The following is a 23906-nucleotide window of genomic DNA, read 5'->3' on the forward strand; positions in this document are numbered from 1 at the left end:
AAAAATACTTGTAATTTTAAAGATTACTTGCAGACTATAAGTTACATCTGCGATTACAAAGACATATAAAATGATACCTGCCGAACTCTTTAAATTGTTAAATTCTGAAATTGAAAAAGAGCTGGACAGTATAGAAAGCGACATCGGGGCCAGCAAGGCGATAAAACTACTTGAGCTTGCAAAATGCACTGACCATTGTTTTGTCGCTGTATCTTTTATCATGCCGAAAGAATCGGCAGAATATCAATCATGGGCTGATCTTTTTCAGCAATTTTCTACAGGATGGTATGTGTCGTTAAGATTGACACTAGAAGAACAGCAATCATTTGTCAGTATTCTTAACGTAAATTCCCGTCAAAAAGAGATAGGCTGGGCCAACAAGATCATGCAGAGGTGCGGTGATGCTGGCAATTTGATAAAGCTTTTTTCCTTGGCTAACACGAATGATTTTGTTGAGGCAGAACAGCCTGAAGAGTATACAGTGTTATTTCGTTTTTCCGGGCAGTCTTTGGGCATCGAGCATTTGGAAACTCAGCGGCAAAAGTGGTTCGCTGAATCATTACTAAGCAGGGAAGAAACAGGTTATGATTTTGAAAAGGTGATTATACCTCTCGTTAAAGCCGGTGTGTCTTCGCCGGATGGCCAGCGTATCATTTATAAACCAGATAAAACCGTCGACCATTTCTTTTTTGAGGAGGGTAAAATATATAGCCAGGCCCTCATAGGCTCAGATAGTTTTAATGACAATTCAAATTTTGGCGGAATTCCGTTCGATAGTTACAAAAGTGTGATGTCGGTTTTGATCGGGAACGCATTTCGCCATCTCCATTATTGTTTTGCCTATCAGGGAAAAACAGGATATAAAGTTATTAATCCGTGGAATACCTACACCCGGATACTGGAAATAGCGCAGATAACCGAACTTATTTGTAAACAAACATCTTTACCTGATTTGGTTGTTAATACTATCCTCGAAGCTATCATACTGGATAAAAAGGGCCTAAATAAAGTCGGTTTTGCTCCCGGCTACGCACCGCCCCCCCTTATCCGTATCAGTGAGAAAAGGGTAATTTCATCGATGATGGGACATTTATCAAATCCAATGGCTTACCTAAGCCGTTGCCTTGTAAAAAAATTCCCCGATGATTACTCCATAGCTGTGAACCTGCGGGAACAAAAATTTAAAACAGAATTGTATAGCCTTTTCGGTGAGAATTTATTCAAAGTTAAGGGTAATGTGACTATCAGGAAAGACAAAAAGCTTTTGACAGATATTGACGCTATCATATCCGACGAAAAAAGCAGGATAGTTTTTCTGTTCCAGCTTAAGTGGATGGACGATTGGGGATCAGATATGGGACAGCGCAGCAGTATGTTTAAAAACTATACAAAATCGGTTGCAAAATGGCTTGAAGTTGTGGACAGGCATATCAGTGCAAAAAGCGTTTTGACGTTCTTAAAAAATGCGGGCATCAAAAAGCCATACGCTGATACGGTAATCGTTAAAATTGTGCTTGGACGGCATTTCTCCAGATTTTCCAATATTTCGCCACCGGATGATACTTTTTTTCTGAACTGGGCTTCGCTGGTAAAAATAATCACTGAAAACCCGCAATGCGGTTTGTCATTGTCTTCCTTAAATGATCATCTTAAAAACAATCAGCTTTCTGAAGAACTTGCGGCAAATCCACCAGCCACTAAAGATGTTAAACTTCGGCTTGGCCCTTATACGATTATTACCGAATCGTTTGCCCGGAATTAATCATTTAATAATTCGCAAACTTTGTAAATATCTGACAACTGCGGATCTTCATCCCGGCTGATATACATGCCTATATTCTTCCATGCGTTCGCTTTGTTTTCCGGTACACCTTTCTTCATCGCTTTGACAGCCTGCGCTTCAAACGCTTCCTTATAGCGGTTCAGGTTTTTATTGTAAATATTTGTGACCTGACCAATAGTGTTTATCAAACCGGCGTTTTCAATCTTGAAATTAAGGAACCATTCCGGGTCTGCCGCCTGCATTTTTCTGATGATGGCGTTCTCGAACTCTGCCAGTTCCTCAGAAAGATTATGCTTAACCTGTATCTTATGAACCAGTTCTTCAATTTTCCGGAGCTCATTCGCTGTCAGCATATCGCCGAATTTCAGCTTGAAAGAAATATAGAATTTTGTTCCGTTGGAGTGTATCCGGCAATTTTCGTTGATCAGCGAAAAATCGAATGTCTTAACAGAGGTGTAACGCTTTTTAAAATCGCTTTCGCTCAACTGATATCTGGAAACGATTGCTTTTGTTTCCGGAGATTTCTCAAAAGCAGCGAACTCCGGGCTTTTCAGTACATCATTCCATAAGTCTTCTTTTTTGGCATATTCACCAAGGTCATCGCTCTTGCTGTAGGCCTTCAGCCATTCCTGTACAGATTCCAGCAGTTTCCGTGAGAAGGCCTTCAGATCTTCAGGAAGGCCCTGTTTTACCCAAATGGCACCAAGGTCGAAGTAATTGTGTTTTTTGATGAGTGTCATTTTGTAAAGCAATGACAGTGCATATGGCACTACAGAGGAACGGATCTGCCCAATCGCGCCTTCTCCGGCACCATAAATCTGCTCAAAATCCTTAAACATAATCGCTTTGGCGATCAGGTCTTCATAAAATGCCCTGCCCAGATTTTCCGGATTCAGCGGCTTTTCATTATGGTCAAGCTGAATAAAGTCCATAAAATCCCGGAACACTTTTTCGCCACCCTTACGTACAAGGTACGGGCTGGTTCCCCAGGCCACATAATATTTGGCAACCTGTTCCTTGCTAAGCCGTTTTTGCTTCGGATAGTTGCGTTCGATCTGTGCCTTCTGATTTGGATATATTCTGAGCAAGGTGTTAAAGTCGCCACGGATACGTTCAAAAAACCATTTTGTGCCTGACGGATCGGTAATGCTTTCAGAAAGTTTTTTGATCTTGACCAGATGCGGGCTGCGTGATTTCAGGTCTACGCTTGATACTTTATTTTGTGAGTTGGAGTACTGGGATATTTTTGAGATGAGTTCATCCAGGCTGTCCCGGTCATCGGCATTAACAATATTGATCTTGGCAGTAACATTGACTTTGGATACATCTATGCCGTCCTTGTTGGTAAAATAGATCGATGCGGTGGTTTGACCGCCGTTAACGATCTGGAAGTCGGTCAGTGAGCTTATTGTGGCTATACCGCCTGACTGACTGATCTCTGATGCGGTAGCTGTAATGGTAAGCCCGTTGTTATAGGCAATGAATTTTTCCGGTTCGCTGTCAATAGTATCCTTCAACTGCTTGTTGACGCCCTTGAACTGCAAAAACGAGCGCACGTTTCGCTCCAGTAAACGGGAACTGTAACTGTGATATAATTTTACCAGTAAGGTTGCAGGCAAAACCGCTAAATATGATTTGAATACACCCTCATCATCAGCAGCCTGGATGGCTGGCAGCGGCGGATCGAAATTTATTACAATCGGTTCGGCGGTTCCTTCACTGATCTCATAATTGTAAATTTTATTGAGGTCGATCAGCTGATAGATGATTCTGATCTTCTTTGTTTTTCTTTCTTTGTTTCTGGTATAACTTACCGTTATTTCATCGTCCGTAAACGCGAAATTCTTCGCTGACTGTGATCCGCGTGTTTCAATTGAGATCGTATTGGAGATCAGAAATATTTCCAATACGTCTATCTGTTCCTGAAAATCGGCTGTTTCCAGTGAACGGATAAGTATTGCTGCCGGATCACCTGCCTGAACATCTGAAAGCTGTTTTTTAACAGCCTTCGTAAAAAAGTTCTTGGGGCGCGAAAAAAGCTGGTCATAATATTCCTTGCGGGCGATCTGCCGTTCAGCACCCGGAAGGATCAGGTTTGAAAGGAACAACTGTAAACGCTCACCGGACTCATTGATCTGATAGCCGTCTACTTCCGCATTTTCGCCATTTCTCAAAAAATAAGACTCATTGATCTCTTCCGAATCGGTAAGCCTCGCCAGGTTAAGGGCAGGTAATACATAAGTCAGCAGCCCGCGGCGGTTAACATTATTATCTTCCGATGTGATATTGTTCAGCAGCGTTCCGAAAAAGGAGTTCAGTTCATTTAAGGTCATATTAACGGCGATATATCTGAGATGGTAAATTCCTGTATAATATTGAGCGCGAGGTCATATTTTACTGACCGAACGGCATCGGGCAGGCCTTTTCTTTTTATCGACGGAAACCCTTCGGCTGTACAGTCGAACCAAGACGTCTGCTTTATCGTGAAACTATGGTGATCATATTGCTGAATACTTTGATAATCAATACCGGCTTTGGATAAAGCGGTCCATAAAAGATGAAGTTTTGAACCGGTAACTGCACGAAGTATAGCAGCAATACTGCCAATAGTTTCACTGAGCGTAACAGCTTCGGCAGTTACCTCACCGAATTCAAAAACACCCAGTAATAACTGCTGGCCGTCGAGAAAATCAAGCTGATACTCACTGGAGATACTGACTAGCTGTTTAAATTCTGCAATGCTTTTTATCTCGAAATGATTATCGCCGATCTCAAAATCATGACCTTTTCCATAAGGCCCTTTCCAGGCCGACAAAACATCATTGGGCGTATGCCTGGAATTTTCAAGCAGTGTTTTAAGAAAATGAAGCTCTGCAAAGATCCCCTGCAACTCAGGCAGTGAAAGCTGGCCGGATAGTGGTTCAAAAAGTTCAAACCATTCATTGCAAAGGGAAACAAAGGCTTTCTTGACCGATGCCGGTTGAACATTTCTGGTCTGTTCAACAATACTGACGATCAGGTCGCTGAACACTTCACGGGCATTATCATTCAGCAGGGTCAGTACCAGTACCGGTTTGCCCTCATCAGTTGTCTCTTCCAGCGAAATGTTTGCCCTTAGCTGCGGCTCAACCGGAATGTTTCCGGCTGCCGGACCAAAGTAAAAGTAAAGGCAGTAGTGCATCTGCGCATCTATGCCATAACGAAACCGCTCATCCGCAAACTCTCCGAAAAAGAGCAGACGGGGAAAGCGGGAATCATCGTTCAGTAATATGTCCCATTGCAGTTTCATCAGTTAATATCGTTTACTTCTGTATCGTTAATATCTTCGGGTATTTCGTTATCCTCGTTTTTGATCTCTGCTTCTTCCAGTTTGGTATATTCATTCGCCATGTAAATCGCGCCAGGATCATTGTTGATCTCCGGGAAACTCAGGGCATACCCGATCAGCGGGATATTCAGGTCAATGCCGTTTGCATTAGCTACTGCCCGCAGTTCGTGATTATTGAAGACCTGTTGGAGATCCATCAGATAAATGAGTAACAATCCCTGATTTTCCGGGCGTATCTTCCTGAATATCCATCCTGGGATCGTCATGCTTTGTGATTTCTCGGTGGCTTCTGCTTCACTAAGATTGCTTTCGATAAATTTCTTCTTTTTGTATGCTCTGAATTCAGCAATCACGTTATCGCAGGCTTCCTTATTTAAACCAAGCGATTCATCAGAACCGGACGTCATAATATTTGCTGACTTGCCTGACGCCGTAAATAAAAGTTCGTTCTTTAATTCGCTGTAATAAAGTGACTCTTCTTTTTTGGGCGCACTTCTTTTGGTAAGATTTGTGATTTCTATGCCGTCTTCCGTAAATGCCCTTCCTGTTCCTGTGCGTCTTATTGCAATTTTCCAGTTGGTTAACATACCCCGTTCAGTGCACATTTCGAGGTAACGAATCATGTCATCTTTTTTGAAGGAGTTTGGGAGAAATACTGAGGGAAGATTCAGAAAATCGAACAAGTCGGCTTTACTGCCGTCGAAAGTATAAAAGCCACTATCTTCTTTAGTGTTGAAATCAGTTGCTTTAAATAACTTCTTAAAACCGTCCCATGCATTTTGCAGCGCTTCCTTTTTAAGTTTAAAATGAACCGACTGGTGTACCGCATCCTGAAAAGAATAACGAACTTCGACTGCATTTTTGAGAATTGCTGCACGGGTGATCTGCAAGATATCAGGGTGCTTGCGTATGCGCAATTCAAATTCTTTCGGAGATTTCTTTTGAATCTCCATGTTTTCAATCTGCTCTTCGAGTTCACAGAGTGCCGCTGTAATGAAGTTATATTTATCTTCTGTTGCGGCATCAATAAACAGGCGGCAGGCATCAAGATAACCTGGGCGGTAGCCGAACCACCTGCCCATCTGAAGCAGCGTATCGTAAAGGTTGGTATCGCGCAGGAAATAGTTAATGGTCAAACCTTCCAGTGTAAATCCCCTCGAAAGCCGGTTACCACCAACCGCAATGTATTTTTTGGTTTCATTGTCGGGATAGATCAGCTTATCATGGGTAAAAGAGTTGACTGCCTTTACCTGAATATTCTTAACTGCAGTCGGAAGCAGTTCCGAAATATCATCCCAGGTCTTTGATATCAGGCCGTCTGCATTATATTCGTCAGGCAGATAGGAACGGATATTTGCTACTTTATAAGCGAAGAATTTATTCCATTGCAGGCGCAGCTTTTCATAAATTCCATTAGGGTCTTTAATGCTGTCGTCTTTCAGCTTTTTGGTGATATGCGCTACATACTTTGTAATGCGGTCGGCAGCGATATTCTGATCGGTGATCAGCCGCGAAATATGGACCAGCATGGTATGGTGCGGCGTGTATCCGGGCAGGATCTCCAAAACGGCTTTCCTGCTATCGCGCAGCGCGATGGAAAGGACATAACAGTCTATTGCATCAGTCAATGACCGGCGCAGGACGGTTTCATCATCACCGAAAATATGGTCTTCATCATCGGGCGCATCCGGAATCGTCTCGATGAGCGGTATTTTCTGATCGCCTTCCTGTTCCCTGCCCGTTGAGAAATAACGGCGCGGGCCGAGATATGACGTCGGTGTAGCCAGCTTGTAAATAAACTTATCGGGAAATAATCCCGGTGAGAGTGTGCAGTTCAGTTCACGCACTTCCCCCTGATAACGGTATTTTATCGGCCACGCTCCATCCATAGCACGTTCACCGTGCTGATCCTGCAAAATATTGGCAAAGGGCGTTGCCGTATAGCCGAGATAGGAACGCCTTTTGAACAAATCCAGCAAAGCCCTGATATGGCCGTTCACCTTACTCGCATATTCCGCGCCTTTGTAGCCGAGGTTATTCAAAGAAGCATTATCCGCCTCGTCATCGACCAGCAGGACGCTTTTGGGCAAACACGTAGCTCCTTCAGGCAGCGAAGACATCAGCCAGAAAATAAGATTTGTGAGTACAGATACGTTTTTCTTACAAACTAAAATGCGTTGACTGGTGAAATCAAAGTGATTATCCACCATCGACTTTCGAAAATCCGCAGTACCTGTTGTGATCGAATTAATTTGATTTATTCCATCCCTTCCAAATTTCTGAATCTTGCCTACACCGACATCCTGATTAAATTGTCCTCCCTTTTCACCGATACCTATAACATCATGGTTAATGCGTTTTTGGGTCTGAACACGCAGGTCTTCCATGATACCTGAAAACACGATAATAATATCGTAACCGGCATCAATTGCCCGGTTCACAACTCCATTAAAGTTGGCTGTTTTACCCGACTGCACCGATCCGAGTACCAGGCCTTTTTGCAGCTGTTCAATATCACGTTTGGGGTCACCCAGCCGCTCAATGATCGCATGAGTGCTTTTTTCGGTATTCTGAATAACATCTACAGGCCGCTCCAGCGTCCGCAGATAATGGATATATCTTTTAAAATAATTCCATTCGATCTTTGGCTCGCGGCGGTCGATCCATCTATCATAATCTTCTTTTTCATCGATTACACTATCGGGGTCATTGGTCGTTACGATCACGGATTTCAGGCGTAACTTGATGTTACCAAGCCATTCAGCCAGACGAGAGTCGTCTGCACCTTCAAATTCATAATCGAAATCAGGGTTGTCTTTCAGTGACGCAAAGTGCGTATCTATCTGATGGTTTAACTGCTCGACGGTGATAAAGCCCTGTTCGCGTTTGTAGCGTTCAGCGCGCCTTTTGATAATATCGGATAAGTGTTCCCAGGCCATTTATTCAGTATAAGGTCTCTAAAAAAGTCTTCACATCGTTATTTTGTCCGAAGCTTTCCAAAAGAAATTCCCGGATCTCATCGGCAGAGTATCCTGCTTCTTCGTAATACTTCTTTAAACGACTGATCTTTTGCCTATCGGCTTCCGCCACTCCTTCACCTATTTCAGACGGTGCTGCGGTATCGCCTTTCCAAACCTGGTTTAGTTTTTTCTCAAGCAATGAAGTTACGGTGCGCAGCATTTCCTGTTGTTCAGCGTTAAGCTGGCTTTCGAGCTGCCGCAGCAATTCAAAGTCATGGCTGATCCGTAAAACGGGACCGGCGGCACTGTTCTCGCGGGTGATCAGCGATAGTCCCTTTTTTGTGGTATTGCTCCTGGTCACGCCAGATGCCAGCCTTTCCCGGTATTCCTTGGATGCCTGTCCCGCTACACTGGAGATCATTATCGCCATAGCACGTTTCAAACCAAAGGGCAGTTTGAGCGATGATTTGGCAACATTAAGGTGAAATTCACTGTCATTGATATTGGTGATGTCAATTTTCAGACGGCCAAACTGAAGCCAGATCGTGCGGGTGATCGTCCTGAGCCAGCCACCGTAGCTGATCAGCCTTTCGTTCCGGTAGACATAAATACCCTGACAATCTTCCAGCGTTTTTCCGGGCGGTGCCCAGACGGATATTTCTTCACGCGCTTCAATTGCAGCCCGCTTTGGCAGTATAATGCCCTGAAAGCGGATGAATGTATCGCCGGACTGCCAGTAGTCTTCTGAGATGATCTGTACACCTGTGGCGTTCACGGGGAAAGGGTCGAAACCTTCAACCAGTGAATTGTTCAGCCTAATCTCAATTTTTCCCGCCTGAAGAAAACGGTGAAATACCAGGCCAAGGTGACTGCGCAGTTCTTCCAGTTCGTCGTTGATCTCTGATTGTTTTTTCAGGCGCTCCAGTTTATAGAGGTCATCCCATATTACAATTGTCCTCGGCACAAATGATTCGCTGCGGCCATGAAAGTCTGCGCTGGTCTCTGCGAAATCCTGTAAGAGTTTTTCTGTAGCAGTTTCTTCTTCAATAATCAGCGTCCAGTCTTCTGTTTTTTTAAGATACCCGACATCCCATGTTCTTGCCTGATAGGGGGCACCGGACTTTGAGGAAACAAGCGTGAAGCGTCTTGCCTGCGAAAACGAGCCGGTTTTTAAACCGAGCCCGAACCTGCCCAGGTCGTTTCCGGCACGTCCGGCATCAAGGTCAGCACTGGGAAAACGCATGTTGGCTGTCAGTTCCTCGCTGGTCATTCCGCAACCGTCATCGGCAATATAAAGCCGGAGCGGCGATACATTTGCGTTAATGAGCAGTTCTATCCTGCGGGCACCGGCGGTAATGGAGTTATCAACCAGATCAGCAACTGCGGTAGAAAGCGAATATCCCTGCTCTGAGATTGACTTGATAAAAAATACTGGCGGCGGGGATAATACTATACTTTCCGGCATAGGTTAATGATATGGCTTTGGGTTGTTAATATTATAAAATGTTTATGTGATCTGAAACTTATATATTGTTTTTATTTAATATCTGAATAACAAAGGCTCTCTTACCTCCCTTGCATTTGCCGGCACAAGGATTTCATGAACCACAGCAGCTATCTGCCAGGCAAGGTATGGCGGTACCGCATTGCCCACCTGATGAAATTGTTGCGTCCGGCTTCCGCAGAACCAATAGTTATCAGGAAATGTCTGTATGCGGGCAGCTTCGCGTACGGTAAGGCTACGGCACTGCGACGGGTCATAGTGAATAAAATAATGTCCGTCCTTTGAAATGTGGCTTGTAACGGTGGTTGCCGGTTCATCCGGAAGCTGAACACGGAAACGGTCATTGAATTTACCCGATTCCGCATTTTCATGGTCGGGGATCAGATCAGTGCCAAATTTACGGTAGTCCTCCATCCTCGGGAATTTTTTAAACTCGCGGGTATAAAGCGAAGCAAACAGGTAACGCTTCAGATCCTGGGTCAGGTGCCCCCTTGACTGGTGCTGTATAACTCCCTGTAACTTTTCGTCTGAATACCACCTGCTGAGTGGATGTGTTGCAGCGATTGTACACGGAGTCCGGCGAAAATCCGAACCGGTAGTTTCCGGCAGTGTTTGCTCAAATTTCACATCATATCCCAGCTCTGAAAATGAATTTAGTAGTTCGACCGTATAAGCTTTTACCCGTTTCGACCAATTTAAAAATGAGTCTTCCAAGTTCAGATATTTGCGGACTTTCTTCGTGCCAGTTTCAGTACTAACCACTTCAGTGCGGGTAAATTCACGGTAGATCCCGCTTCTGACAGACGGAAGCGCACCGATCACCGACCGCAGATCTATTCTCCGGGAGGGTTCGAGCGTTCCGGGTTGAACATCAATATCTTCGCGGATGCCGAGCAATATTACCCGGTGACGCCTTTGAGGTGCACCGTAATTTTCAGCTTTTATAAGATAATCGGTGTCTGCACGGACATCGCCTTTCACAAGGGAATAGATACGGTATGCCGGGGGCGCAAATTCTGGAAAAACTGTGGCCGGTGTGGTCAGGTCGGCCATAATTTTACCGAATATTTTTTCACCATTAAGTTCTGCTGAAAGCAGACCCTTCACATTCTCCATGACAAATACGGCAGGTTGGTGCCTGGCAATGATGCGTAAATATTCCTTGTATAAATGAACCCGGTGGTCTGTTTCGCTGATGCCGCCGACACGTGATCTTCCTACAAGGGAGTAAGCCTGGCAGGGAGGTCCGCCAATTAGCACCCAGTTGGTTTCGCCGTCCAATTTTTCCGCAATCCGATTATCTATTTCTGCCTCCGGTGTTTCGCCGAGCGTAGCCTGCCAGGCTTCATGTAATGCCTCTTGATGCTGTTCAGGCCAGGCATTATAAAGTTCTTCTATAGTAATCTCCTGTCTGAGAAAAGCGTAATATTCTTCAGGCAACTCGCGAAAAGGAAACTGTCGTAAAAAGGAACGAAGGGTTAGAGTTTGATGCGCATGGCTGTCTTTTTCAATAGAAAGCTCAATTTTGAAAACACGCTCATTATCATTCCCTATTAGCGAACTGAACCCTTCGGCTAAGCCACCAGGGCCTGCAAACAAATCTATTATCGGAAAAGGCATTAAAAAAATTAAAGTAAAAGACTAAGATATACATATTATTCTTTTACCATATAATGGGTTTGTTGCTTGAGCTGTGCTAGGATTTACTTTCCAGCATTTCTATAACGTCATTGTAGGAATAATTTTTAATAAATACACTTCGCTGACGATCCCACTCCAAAAGGTTTGTCGGAACAGATTGACCAATTCCTCCTTTAATTGAAAGGAGATATTTTCGCTCGCCATCATTGAATATCATCTGTTCCAGAAAAAAATAATAATCGGAAGCTTTAACCAAAGCGTGCAGAAATGGAGCCATTCCTTTTTGCATCAAAAGGTGATCGGGTGATTGATTAACCATTTGATTCCTTGATTGAGGCTCATTATCTAATAACTTATCGTTCAGCGCAAAGTTGGTGAATGTGCTTACTACCGTCAGGTCATATCTGGCTAAAATATTATATAAAAGGGGCCATACCATATCATTTTCCTGAAGTTTGACAAACTGAAGGAATACATTGTGAAGACCGTCTATCAAGATACCTGTAAAAGGGTGTCCCTCCAATGTTGCCTCATCAATTTTACGGGTAATTTTATTAATGAAATCTTCCGGTGAAATAAATCCCGGATAAAATATCAGATATTCTACTAACGGATCGGGCAAAGATTGATAAGACGAATTAATTTTTTTTGAAAGTTCACCTTTTTCAAAAATCAGATCGTGATAATATTTTTGCGGATATAAAAAAGAAATAATCAAGATTTTTCGACGATAGACCGAACTTGAAAAATCAATATTACAGATATCGCAGGTAAGATGATGACTTTCAATTGGTGGTGTCAAAAGTAATTTGAGAGCGAATCCAGCCTTTCCTGTACTCCCATAGCCATGTACGAGAATGTGAGTACGCGGGAAGATTTTAAAAAAAGGCCCTTTTTTTTGCTCAATTTCTTTACTGTATATTTTTTCTAACTTCCGGTCGTCATTGAGATAATTAAGGGCGTGAATTATACTGTTTTCATCGTGCAAGTAGCGCTTCAGTTTTTCCTTACGGTCCATCTGCGAAGGTATTTGCGGCGATATCCTGAATCCGTCTTGTCCACTAAGATGAAAAATATGAGTGCCCTGACGCGACATTTGTTGCCGGGTTTTATAAAGATTAAATAGGCGGAGAGGCTTTTCCCCTTTTTTATCCAATCCTTTGTGTAAAAGTTTTACCCCCGTATCTACTAAATATTCCAATTTTAGCTTTTCAAGCACTCCTTCACCCCCAACCAGTATTACTATACTTTTAAGCTTCCGCAGATTGTCCACGAGGTTCTCTATTAAAGCATAATCTTTTGAGTCCCAAAATTCATTGAGGTTGTCAATTACAATGATAGATTGATAATATTGGTTGACAGTTTTCTCTGATTCGAGTTGATCCTTGAATTTATTAATAAGCTTATAAAAATCTTTTAAATCGAGGGTAAGATCTGATTTAAAAGGGAAAAACCATTTATCAGTTTTCTGATATATAGACAATGTTTTTTCGAACGGAGTCTGCAGACTTAGCAAACGTTTCCTGATATCGCTGATATCCTCTTCAAGGCTGAGGTAAAAACAATGAACGCCAAGTGGGGCAAGAGAATTTGCCAAAGCGAGAGCGAAAGAAGTTTTGCCAATTCCGGCCTGGCCACTAAGACCAATAACGAGTCCACCCGAAGAAGCAGGCTTCATGCCGCCAAAAAAAACAACATCCGCCCCTTTTATTGGAAGCGGAATACCATATAGTTGATTAACAAGTTCTCCTGTGTCAGGAAGCTCATCATATTTATTAGATATTCGAAATCTGGGCATCAACAGCCTTCCGGAAAACTCTTCAGAAAACGATTCTATTTCGTCTATTGTTACAAAATTCTCAGCTTCAATTTTATTGGCAAACCAAAGATGAGTTATTCCTTTCATGGCCAGAAAATGCCCAACAATCATGTTCTTATATGATTTGGACGAAGTGGCTTTGGCATCGCGCGGCCATCTTGCTTGAATCCTAATATGTCTGGACAACGAGTCAGTTGCATCCGAAACGTCTTCTTCATTAAATGCGCCAATCAATGTTTCGTCACTTGCGGGATTGTTCTGGCTGTAATTTTTCTCAAGCGCATTGAAAAGCAAAGTGCGACAGGCGGCTAAAGAATACCCGGCTGTCTGAGAATGTTCAGGCACGATGAGAACATAATAAAGTATATGCAAAGGGGAAGGTAAAACGTAGCCGGACTTAACATTAACTTCCTGAGCATCTTTAAATGCATTGATTGTAAGATTTAATATTCTTGGAAAAACTTTTTCGCCCCTTTTTTGATGGCTGGAGAATAGTCCTTCAAGAATATGACGATCAGCATTTTTCTGGCTCAGAAGAGGATTGAAACATTCTATTAAGTCCGGATTTTCCGGTCGAAGTTCGTTGATATTTTCACCGATTCTAATACATTTCAGCAATGCTTTATTGATACAGGCTAAAACTGGTACTGCTATATCAGAATAGATAAATTTATTCTCCATTGCCTGTTAGTGATTTTCTAAAGTTCTTTTATTGTTATCCTGGGATTTTTTTTGCGAATTCAGAGAACGGTACCTCGCAGTATTACTTGACCGTCCAACAAAAACGGCAAATCCGGAATTTAATTTATTAAGTTCTTTTAACTTATTTATTCTGTCGGCTGCAAACTTAAGTCTTTTGGTTTTGGAACCTCCACTGGATGATTTTATCGGATATTTTCGTTGTCCGGTAGTCTGGTTACCCCGCTTTTTAGAAACCGGGGGTTCATTGCGAATTGGTGCTGCATTTGTTGAAGGCACGGAGTGGGTTAATATCTTAAAGCCATAATTTTCGGCATAGTAGGCTGCAAGTTCCTTATCATCCCCATTGAAGTATTGATTCCATTTACTGAAAGCAACCGAAAGCTCTTCATTGGATTGTCCTTTAAGAATCTGCGGAATCAACGCAAAAAGATAACTAGCGTCATAATCTGTTTGAAGCAGAGATGTAATCATGTCAACACCTTTGACATAATTAACATTTAAAATTAATTCAGCAAACAACCAAGGGTCCAGTTTTCTGAGCAATGGGAACCGCTGCTCAAGAAACCCAGCAGAGAATCCTCGTGGCTCCATTCGTTGGACAGCTCTAGCCACACAAGCTTTAAGTATAATATCTTCTTTTTCTGCCTGATGTTCAACATAGCCTTTCAACGCTTCCAACATCTTTTCAAGAGAAAATTCGGAGACGCTGATATAGGACTCCAACTCGGAGAAATTAACCTGATGGAATTCAGAAAATGACCCCACAAGATTGCATACTACCATTTCCTCGAATTTCTTTTCGGGACTTAGCGGTGACATCGTTGCATTTAACTGGGCCTTTTTAAGAAGTGGAGTTACGCCGCTAATATCAGGCATTTTCAAATCCTCATTGAGGATTAACTGTTTCAGTTCATCGGTACTCTTTTCAAGTTCTGTTACCATTTCAAAAAGTCTCGTATAGATTGGGATTAATATTAAAAAACTGATTTGGTGTATGTACAAATTCTTCGAATCCTGTTTCAGTCATACAGGAATCTAACGGCTTTGTAAGCCCATTTGGGAGGAACTGTTCATAAAAACCAGCATCGAATGACGTAGGTTTCCTAACGTTATAATCAGCGGAAAGCTTATGGGTAAAAATAATTTTTTTTGATGCGCCCATGATTCCTGCTCTGCATGGAAGTTTCTGGATTGCAATTTGATTAGCAAAAATATCCTCCGACGACGGCATTGGGAATGACCATTGAATACCTTTGTAAAACGTCAGATAAGCGTCGCGTAACTTCGGGCCGTCTTTGCCGGCCCAAGTCTCTAAGCCAAAATATTTCAGGCAGTTCTTTTCATTTTCGTAACTGCTTTTCACTGCTTTGTTGTTAAGAAAAGATTTTAACAAAAGCCTTCGTGCATCATCATCCCGTGCATACATAAGTTCCTTTACTTTTGCTGATGTATTGGACGCTACAATACCTGTAATTTCTGAAATCCATGAAATAAACGCAGCAGCATCGCTGATCCGGACAAATGGATTCAGGTTGTCAACTACATGACATTCGACACCTAACAACTTATTGGTATAAAAAAAGACGTTGTTCGATTCCTGATGAAACAATTCCGGCGACATACCTGCTTTGATACCACATAAAGTATTTAGACAGCGTTCTTTATCGACGTCTTTTAGTTCATTATCAGCAAGTAACTGATTAAAAAAATAACCAAAATGCGTTTTGATCACATCGTAGGAAGGAAATTTTATGGAATCTTCGAATAAAGTAAGATCAATCATTAAGCCAGATGAAATAAAAAGTCAACACACTTTCGGGAAATTTCGTAATAAAATCTGAAATAACAAGCCAGTTTTTTTATTATCTCTTAATTCTGCAATTCTATGACAACCTGATAAGTGAATTTTCAATTGCATAAAGCGTTTCTAACGTCTTTTTCTTTAAGTCACATTCCCAAACCGTGATTACCTTGTAGCCTGCCGTTTTTAGCGCAAGTTCAGATTTATCATCATTTTCAATGTTACGATTAATCTTACTAAGCCACCAGTCTGTCCTTGTTTTAGGAATTACAAAATATCTGCACCCTTGATGGCCATGCCAGAAACAACCATGAATAAAAATAACGGCTTTATACTTAGGAAGTATAATATCAGGTTTGCCCGGCAGTTTTTTTTCGTGCAGCCTAAACCGGTAGCCTCTGGAGAATAAAAACTTCCGGACGAGTATTTCAGGCTTCGTATCCTTGCTTCGGATACGGGACATATTGTAACTCCTGGTCTCTTTGGTGTGAACGTCCGCCATGTATCTGATTAACGTAAACTCAGGCAGTATGTTCTACTGGACCTGAGACGGCAGAGGAATGTACTGATCAAGCCCCGTTTCTATCAGAAATACTTCATGCATAACACTGTAAACATCAAGCCCGTTCTTTTCACAAACCTCAAAGCACTGCTCCATCAGCCGGTTCCTTAAATCAGCTTCTTGTGGCGTATAACAGGGCAATCCCGTTTCCATAATGACATAATTATGGAAGTCCTCATCCGGATGGGCATTGGTGCCCTCAGCCACCAGTTGTTTCATGAAAAGTTCCACATCGGCAGGGGTTAATATTTCGGTGATCATGGTGGTTAATTTTAGTGAAATTACTCTTAAATATAACGATTTTTCTGTATATTAAGTATGGATTTCTGAAAAAAATCGGGTTTTAGCTATGCTGGATTTGCTGAGCTTCCACTGGAAAATATGCTGGTGCTCATCCCGGCAATGTCGAGGGAGGATATCATTGAATGGCTGTGCTGGAATGACCATAACGGCTTTTACCGTGATGAACAATCTCTTAAAGAATTGGCTAATTTAATAGGCCGGGATGAAGGAATTGAGATCATGGTCCGGTGGATAGAGGACGGGCGTCCTGCTGCTTATTGAAAAACGCCATTAGGGATGTTTGGGTTTTAAATGCAGCTTTTTTTTCCACTTTCCCTTTCACCTGCAATCTTTCCTGTAGCAGCAGGCGCGATAACGTTTCGATTGACCGGTAATGGGTATTTTGATAAACATACACATCATCGTCCTCCAGGTAACTTACCCCTGCGAAATCCTTTTGCCCCAAACGTATGTCGCAGGCCTGGCCTTTTTCGTACCTGGCCTGTCCGTACAGGCTCATCATCGGCTCACAATAATCATAGACAAAACCAACCCCGAAACGGTCAGCGATTACTCGGGCTGTCTCCAGTTGCGGACCCCAGCGCGTCCCGAACAGGAAACGCCCCCGGCTAAAACCGATATCCTGAAAATAGCCATCGGTGCCCTCTATCGTAACACCGCCCCATTCGTCCCGCGGCAACCCTGCGAGGAAAAGATTTGCCCGCTGGACTTTTGCGCTATCACCGGTAAAATAAAGTTCGTTAAAACATGTATTTGCCATTATGCTGTTTTTCTAATGACCAAATGCGACAGCTCCGGGTCGTTCAACAGCCGCTCCATTTCCAGTTCGATAATGTCCCGGATATCCTGTCTGATCTGTAAATAATTTCGTTCCACGATAGCCGCATTGATCTTCCTGACCTCCGGCAGCGGCACATAGCCATCGATCTCTTTTTTGAGTGCCGCATGGTCGTTCACGATCTCGCTGTGGAAGGCTTTGAGTTCAATCTTGCAGTCGGGGTTATCCGCTACCATGCCCACGAACTCGCCCGAACTCAACGCCGAAATACGCGATGCCGGTACCGCCGCCTCCAGTTGTTTCGAGCGGCTGATGGACGTATCGCTGCGGTTGATGGACAAGCTTTCACGCTCCTGCATGATACGCCCGATCTTTTCCGATACCGATTTGGCCGTATCGCCGGATACCTGCCCGACCGCCATATTGCCGACAATGTTCATGATCACGTCCGCCTGTTCGCGCCCGTAATCCTTGCGCAGCTGGCTGGCATCCTGTATACCCAAAGTCGTGGCGATCAGGTTACTTCTGCCCGTACTGATGGTGGGGATGATGTCCGTGGTCAGGGTGGGGAACTCGTCAAAAACCAGGCTGCATTTCAGCTTATCCTTTTGGTTGATGATCTTCAGCAGCCGGTTGGTAAAGAGCGATAGCACCGCCCCATAGATCTGTATCTTTTGCGGGTTATTGCCCATGCAAACGATCTTCGGTTCCTGCGGATTATTGATATCCAGCGTAAACTCATTACCGCTTAAAACGTAGTATAATTGCGGGGAAGCGATACGCGCCATCGTAATCTTTGCCGATGCGATCTGCCCCTCCAGCTGCTCGACCGCATCCCGCTTGTAAGCGCTGATGAACGGATTGATCAGCACATCGATTTCCTTTTGCGTGCTAAGCAGCGTGAACAGGCTATCGTAATCCGCCTGCATCAGTTCAATGACATGCGGCAGCGTACAGAACTCCCCGTTATCATATTTACGCAGATACCAGATAATAGCGGTTAAAAAGTTGATCGGTGATTCCACGAAGAAATCACCCTGCCGCTTGATCCACTCCCGGTTCAGCCCCAACAAGATGGTACGCGCCGATTCCACTGCATCCGTGAGATCCAGCATCGCCGAAGGGTCGAGCGGGTTGCAGCGGTTGCTGCGCGACAGGTCATCAAAATTGATCGAAAAGAACTTTGGGGTGACCTTGTAAACGTGCTTATACTTCAGCCAGGTATTGTAGGCAATGACCGCCAGGTCAGGCATTTTGAAGTCATAAACGAACATGGCAAAACCCTTGCGGATATGCTGGGTAATGACATGCCGGATAATGAAATAGCTCTTGCCCGAACCCGGCGAACCGAGCACGATCAGCGCGCGGAACAGGTTGATGAAATTGATCCAGCCATCCCGCACTTTCCCTTTCAGCACATACTTCGCCGGCAGATTGACCGAGAACTCATTCTCCAGCAGCCGCTCTTCCTGCGGGAAGGTTTCCTGGTCACGGTTAAAGATATCGCCGGAAAGCTTATCGCGGATGATCTTAGACACCATCGTGCCGCCGCTGAGCATCAGCAAATAACCCAGTCCGGTAACCCCCATATAAAGCGAGGCTGCGACCGCCATCGTTAATTTAACCTGCAACACCAGCCAGCTAGCGAGATAAACCAGCAACCCAACGAGCAGGTATAACACCGCCGTTTTCCAGGTCTGTTTTTCATCCTTTTTACCCTTAACCCCGATCAGCGCAATGGCCAGAAAAGCCAGCGCCAAGAACTTTGGTTTCAGGAAGCTGCTCAACAGCCCCGTCTTCACCACATTGCCCAGCAGCCGGTCGGTCAAACCCGACACTAAATGCCACCCGGCGAACGCACCGTAACACACCACATAAAAATGCAGCAGCAATATAAATATACTGATCAGCCTCGTCATATCGAGGATCTTGCGCATCGCCTGATCGTTTTCCCCTGTTTGCATAAAACCCCTCCCAATCCCGGTTTTCACCGGGACTTTTCTAATCGTTTCCACTAAACCTTTACTCAAAGCCCGTCCACTCATACCCAAAAATCCGGGCAGGACAGCGGACAGGCCATTTTCCCGGCACCGGGAAAATGGTTGCCAAAAACCGTCCTGGATTATCAGGAAATTTAGCCCGGCGACAGCCGCAGCTTCTTCTTTTTCTTCTTCGTCCGCTTCAACTCCCAATCCATGCCCTCATGGGTTGAACCAGTGTCGAACAACACGTCCACCAATCCGGAAGCAGGAATATTTCCACCACCTGAACGCACCCCAAATTCTGTCAAAAACTGACGCTCCTTGTTCCCGTTTGCATAGCCGCCGACCCCGACCCGCGCCACCTTGCCGTTTTGTTTTTTCCCCTCATTAGCCCCCATGTTAAGGCAACGCTCTCGAAGCGCGTTGGCACTGTACGCCTTGCCCAATGCACTGCCATTAAATACCATCTTGCTTTGATGGTCAACATAAGTAACCCCGTAAAACAAACCCTCATCATTGCGCCGCAACACCATATCCACGCTCTGCGATTTTAGCGCCGCGACCAAGCCATCCAGACTTTTATCACCATTTAAAAAATACCGGTCGACCATGTTCTTCAGCCGTGTTTTTACTTTAGGGTCGTCCTTTGCCGCCTTGTTCACCTCAAAGCGTTCCTGCAAAAACTTCAGCGTCGCATCCTGAAAAAACAAACTCGCTTTGATCGGTACGCCCACCTTATTGCCCTCTTCGTCCAGCACCCGGTAAACCAGCCCGCCGTGCCGGAAAACACGCGAGTTTTCCTCGCCACGGTCGGCAACGATATTGTACTGCCGCAGCACTGCATTTAACTCCGCCAGCGAAGCATATTTATATTCCTTTAATACTTTTACCAGCACATTGCTGACCGCCTGCTTCGTCGCCGATTTACCATAAGCTACCCGCGCCGCGTTCACTGGTTTCGCCCCCAAAACCTGCCTTTGCTGCCGCTTGTCTGCTTGCACCAAACCGAATAGCTGCTCTATCGCTTTGCGCGCCGGTTCCGACTTATTTTTACCTAAATAATTCATTCGGATGGCGCTGCCATCGGCTTTGATATTCGTTGTCACCAGGTGCAAATGCGGATGCCCCGCATCCTCATGTTTATAGAGCAAATAAGGCTGCCCGCCAAAGCCGATTTTTTCCAGATACGCTTCCGCAATCGACTTTAAAACCTCATCCGAAAGCTTTTCAGAAGGGTCAAAATTCAGCGACACATGCAGGCAATTATGCTTCGTCCTTTGGTTCAGTTCGGCAAGCATTTCCAGCCCCCGCAGCTTCTGGTAAAAGTTTAAATCTTCCGGCCCTACCGGGTAATAACCTGCCTCTAAACAAGCCGCCACACCCGCCTTGACCTTATGCTCGTTATAGTTCAAAGCATTGCGTAAACTTGATGACTGATGGATTACTGCAACCATGCCGAACTCAATAATTTTAGGCGCGAATTGATCGCATCCACCGCCGCAAAATACCGCGCCTTATCCTGCTCAAAACGCTGCACCCAAGACTGCATCTGCGGCGAATGATCCAGCATATTCAGCCGGTGTACCGCTTGGTTAAAATTCACGCCCATCGCATTTAACTCACGCCTTAACAAAGCCAGTTCTGCAAGTAATTCATCTTTCGACTGGTCGCGCATATTTACCGTAATTGACCGCCCGAAAAGCACCCGCCGCACATATTCGCTCAACTTGCGCACCGTAGACTGCTTCCAGTTTTTGGCTAATTCTGCATATTCGTCGCCCGTTAATCGCAGCGTGATACGCTGCTTACGGTTTTTATTTTCCTCTGCCATCAATCATCTCCCACACAAAAAAAGCTTGTAAGCGGTTACCCCGTTTTCCCAGCGCCCCCGACTTCGGAGAAGGGGCGCAATTTTCCAATGTTGTCAGACAATGGTACATCTTGCCGATTGCAAACCGGCAATCTCCAGACGGCTGCCGGTGAGGGAAAAAATTAAAAAGCCCCATCATCAGCCCGCAGGGCGCAAACCCGTACCCAGGCGCTGCACCTGCTTTTGACCCTCGCCCTTGCAGCGCAGCCAGTCGTTCAGATCCTTGAATTTTTCATACAGCCCGCTTTCATCCACAAACCTGCTATCTAAAGACAAGGCGTAATCGCGGTAAGCCAACCCCGTTACATCCCTGTCCAGCCAGAGATGTACCCGTTCATGCTGCTTCAAAAATGGCAGCGCCCGGTCGAACAAGCCTGCACCGTTCAGCACTACAAAATCTGCCGACTTCGGATCTGTATAAGGGTGCAAAGTAACCCAGGAAAGAAAATCCATAAAGCCCTCGAAAAGATGCACCGCAGCAGTGCCGGAACCCAGGCAGGTAATATCTTTGGGCGAACTGCTTTGCTTGAAATTTTTGTTGCGGATCTCCCAGCCGCCGCTGTCGTTGGCGAAGCCTATACCGTAGTAAATCCCGCCGCCGGTTTCGTAGCTAACTTCCCGGCAAAACTGATCCGCGACAGCAACCGGTATCGCCCTTTCATGCAGGTAATTTTTGAGCGGGTAAGCGTACAAGGCGCGCACTTCTCTGATCACCAGCGCCTGCTTTTTTTCGGCCTTTCCGGCATACCGTTCCGGCTCAAATAAACCAAGGTTGGACACCGCAAAATCGGTGGTTACCCGCTCCAGCATTTCCGAAACAGGACAGTTAAAATACCGCAATAAAAAGTCCACCGGGTTACCGCCCGCAGCCAACCCGAAATCATACCATTCATTACGCAAACGGTCAATATGAAAACTCGCCGTCCGCTCATTCCGCAGCGGCGAAACATACCACCAATCGGTATCATTTTTCTTTTTCGCCACCGGCTGGTACCCCAACCTTTCCAGCAGGAAAGCCAGGTCTGCTTCCCTGACACGGGAAAGCGAAAACACCTCGTTCGTTATATCCATCACACAGTTCCCTTTCACTAATCGAAACCAAAAGTAGAACGCCTGAACCGCATCCACCTATCCCGGCTAAATTTTGAACAGGATACTGATTGTTAATTAAGCCAAATAAGGAAGTTACGTACCTTTGCCTAAAAATAAATTGCATGTACACCACAACCAGTCACATCGATAAAATCATTGAAAAACTCGCCCTTATAAAATCGGCGCTGGAACTTCATGGCAAGAACGGCACACTCTCTCTTCACAAAAACTCAGAGCTGATCATGATGCATGTGCTCACATTAGCCTATAATTACCAATTAGAATTTTTGGGAAAAGATAGCCGTTTTCCGGGCGTTGACCTCGGATCGCAAACCGATGGAATCGCCATCCAGGTAACTTCTCGAAACGACAATGATAAGGTGAACGATGCGATTGAAAAGTTCCTTAAAAACAATCTGCAAAAAACCTTTCCGCGTATGATTGTTTTGATGATGAATACACGTATCGCCAAATATCCGCTTAAACCATTCATCGACCCCACATTCCAGTTTGACACGGCAAAGGATATTATAGATTTTAATGATCTGGTACAAAAGATTAAAACCTTAATGCCAATACAAATCCAACTGATAGCAGAATATTTGGAAAAAGAGATGCCGGGCGCAGGCCTGGCAATTGAGGACGACAAAAAATACCTGATCAACACAGAAGCTGACAAAGCTAAGCGGAAACTTGATTACTATTTTCACTCGGCAGTAACCATCGAGTTTACAGGTGCGGGATTGAGTGCAGCGAAGATATACCGCTGGCTGAACGACTATTTTAATGATCCCCATAAACGATTTTATTATCTAACTGTCCTGAGCGAACATTTTCGCAACAGGACAGGAGGATCCGGTGAAGTCGTTTTTGAAATACCCCTGAATGACGAATCCGCAGTTAATTATGCGAAGCATACCATCTTAAAAATTAGCCAGGATAAAATCCAAATCGAATTTGCGACCTACTACAGCAACCGCGAGCACAATACGAACCTCCAGGATGAACTTGGACCCATGCTTGTCATTCTACTCGCATTACCCGCCTTGAAATTACCGGCACAGGCAGGCATCAAAATATCATATGACTATAGAACTAATGGCAAAATAATGTTTTACAACATGAACGCCATTCTTTCGGCCGATACCCACATGCAGATATTTTATATTGATAAGCATACTTCCGTACAAGAGGACTTTAAAAACATCGGTGACGAAGAACTGCTGGAATTGCTGCAGGAGATCGCAGATACTTTCGTTAACGAACCATTGCCTCATCAAAGCAACCAACCGTTTATGGCCTTTGATCGTAACGGCCAGTTGCTCACACTAAACCATCTCCGCTCACGTATTCAGCCGGCACTCCGGGAAATAAATGAATAAGCAAAGGTGAGCTTGCACCGTTCCCGGCTAAATTTTGAACAGGATCGTTTCAGGCCTATCCGATAAATTTGTTGCCGGTATTAATCAATTAAATTAAAGCGTATGGCAACGAACAATGTGTTAGGGAAGGTGTATGAAACGTTATTATGCAGTCCCGGAATGAATGAGGTAGTGAAGATCGATGTCAAAGTAAATCGCAAAGCAATTCTATTGCTATCAAGCGTTATCGAAAGTGGCATCAATAAACAAAGCGGCAACCTCGAAGAGTTATTGGAACTTGTCCCTGAAGCCGATGTTCAGGAACTAAAAGCGTTTGCCGAAGACTGTCTTCGAAAAGCAGGATTGACAGAACTAAGTGAAAAGGTAAGATCTTTGCAGGTCAAAGCCTAATCCAAAGGC

18 protein-coding genes are annotated in these 23906 nt (G+C 44.4%); 3 read left to right on the plus strand and 15 right to left on the minus strand.

From position 1 onward, the window contains the following. Positions 1-70: 70 nt before the first annotated feature. Positions 71-1762 (plus strand): hypothetical protein, encoded by a 1692-nt coding sequence (locus BC343_RS22400; protein WP_078350017.1) that lies wholly within the window; start codon positions 71-73, stop codon positions 1760-1762. Here the strand turns inward: BC343_RS22400 and BC343_RS22405 are convergent. The 15 genes from BC343_RS22405 to BC343_RS22480 all read right to left on the minus strand — a co-directional run bounded on the left by BC343_RS22405 (position 1759) and on the right by BC343_RS22480 (position 22104). Then, positions 1759-4116: an AIPR family protein gene (locus tag BC343_RS22405; protein WP_078350018.1), complete on the minus strand. Its 2358-nt coding sequence runs from the start codon at positions 4114-4116 to the stop codon at positions 1759-1761. The two genes, BC343_RS22400 and BC343_RS22405, sit on opposite strands and share 4 nt — an antisense overlap. After that, positions 4113-5072, minus strand: a complete 960-nt coding sequence (locus tag BC343_RS22410) for a PD-(D/E)XK motif protein (RefSeq protein ID WP_078350019.1) — start codon at positions 5070-5072, stop codon at positions 4113-4115. The genes BC343_RS22405 and BC343_RS22410 overlap by 4 nt, the downstream gene beginning before the upstream one ends. Next, on the minus strand, positions 5072-8050 hold the full coding sequence (locus BC343_RS22415; protein WP_078350020.1) for a Z1 domain-containing protein: 2979 nt from the start codon (positions 8048-8050) through the stop codon (positions 5072-5074). The genes BC343_RS22410 and BC343_RS22415 overlap by 1 nt, the downstream gene beginning before the upstream one ends. A gap of 4 nt (positions 8051-8054) precedes the next feature. Next, positions 8055-9536, minus strand: coding sequence for an ATP-binding protein (locus BC343_RS22420; protein WP_078350021.1), 1482 nt, complete (start codon positions 9534-9536; stop codon positions 8055-8057). Between the two features lie 75 nt (positions 9537-9611). Next, complete coding sequence (locus BC343_RS22425; RefSeq protein ID WP_078350022.1) at positions 9612-11195, minus strand: DNA cytosine methyltransferase; 1584 nt, start codon at positions 11193-11195, stop codon at positions 9612-9614. Positions 11196-11271: 76 nt separating this feature from the next. Beyond that, positions 11272-13716 carry an RAD55 family ATPase gene (locus BC343_RS22430; RefSeq protein ID WP_078350023.1) on the minus strand — a complete coding sequence of 815 codons (2445 nt, stop codon included), beginning with the start codon at positions 13714-13716 and terminating at the stop codon, positions 11272-11274. Between the two features lie 6 nt (positions 13717-13722). Next, positions 13723-14679 (minus strand): hypothetical protein, encoded by a 957-nt coding sequence (locus tag BC343_RS22435; RefSeq protein ID WP_078350024.1) that lies wholly within the window; start codon positions 14677-14679, stop codon positions 13723-13725. A 1-nt stretch (position 14680) separates the two neighbouring features. Further along, a complete protein-coding gene (locus BC343_RS22440; protein ID WP_078350025.1) occupies positions 14681-15520 on the minus strand; it encodes a hypothetical protein in 840 nt (279 codons plus the stop codon). Between the two features lie 100 nt (positions 15521-15620). After that, positions 15621-16040, minus strand: coding sequence for a very short patch repair endonuclease (locus BC343_RS22445; RefSeq protein WP_078350026.1), 420 nt, complete (start codon positions 16038-16040; stop codon positions 15621-15623). Between the two features lie 33 nt (positions 16041-16073). Then, positions 16074-16361 (minus strand): hypothetical protein, encoded by a 288-nt coding sequence (locus tag BC343_RS22450; RefSeq protein WP_078350027.1) that lies wholly within the window; start codon positions 16359-16361, stop codon positions 16074-16076. A 259-nt stretch (positions 16362-16620) separates the two neighbouring features. Beyond that, positions 16621-17163 (minus strand): DUF1281 family ferredoxin-like fold protein, encoded by a 543-nt coding sequence (locus BC343_RS22455; RefSeq protein ID WP_078350028.1) that lies wholly within the window; start codon positions 17161-17163, stop codon positions 16621-16623. Beyond that, the gene (gene mobC / locus BC343_RS22460) at positions 17163-19145 is read right to left on the minus strand and encodes a conjugal transfer protein MobC (RefSeq protein WP_078350117.1); all 1983 of its coding nucleotides are present in this window, start codon (positions 19143-19145) and stop codon (positions 17163-17165) included. Before mobC ends, BC343_RS22455 begins: the two co-directional genes overlap by 1 nt. 170 nt (positions 19146-19315) lie before the next feature. Next, positions 19316-20617 (minus strand): relaxase/mobilization nuclease domain-containing protein, encoded by a 1302-nt coding sequence (locus tag BC343_RS22465; protein ID WP_078350029.1) that lies wholly within the window; start codon positions 20615-20617, stop codon positions 19316-19318. Beyond that, complete coding sequence (locus tag BC343_RS22470; RefSeq protein ID WP_078350030.1) at positions 20605-20994, minus strand: plasmid mobilization protein; 390 nt, start codon at positions 20992-20994, stop codon at positions 20605-20607. The genes BC343_RS22465 and BC343_RS22470 overlap by 13 nt, the downstream gene beginning before the upstream one ends. Positions 20995-21171: 177 nt before the next feature. Continuing rightward, entirely contained in the window at positions 21172-22104 is a 933-nt protein-coding gene (locus BC343_RS22480; RefSeq protein WP_078350032.1) for a toprim domain-containing protein, read from the minus strand. A gap of 143 nt (positions 22105-22247) precedes the next feature. On the opposite strand from BC343_RS22480, the gene BC343_RS22485 reads away from it, so the two are divergent. Next, on the plus strand, positions 22248-23507 hold the full coding sequence (locus tag BC343_RS22485; RefSeq protein WP_078350033.1) for an SMEK domain-containing protein: 1260 nt from the start codon (positions 22248-22250) through the stop codon (positions 23505-23507). Positions 23508-23609: 102 nt separating this feature from the next. Next, positions 23610-23897: a hypothetical protein gene (locus BC343_RS22490; protein WP_078350034.1), complete on the plus strand. Its 288-nt coding sequence runs from the start codon at positions 23610-23612 to the stop codon at positions 23895-23897. Positions 23898-23906 lie beyond the last annotated feature (9 nt).

The sequence above is a fragment of the Mucilaginibacter pedocola genome (genome assembly GCF_002013915.1).
Classification (GTDB): Bacteria; Bacteroidota; Bacteroidia; order Sphingobacteriales; family Sphingobacteriaceae; genus Mucilaginibacter; species Mucilaginibacter pedocola.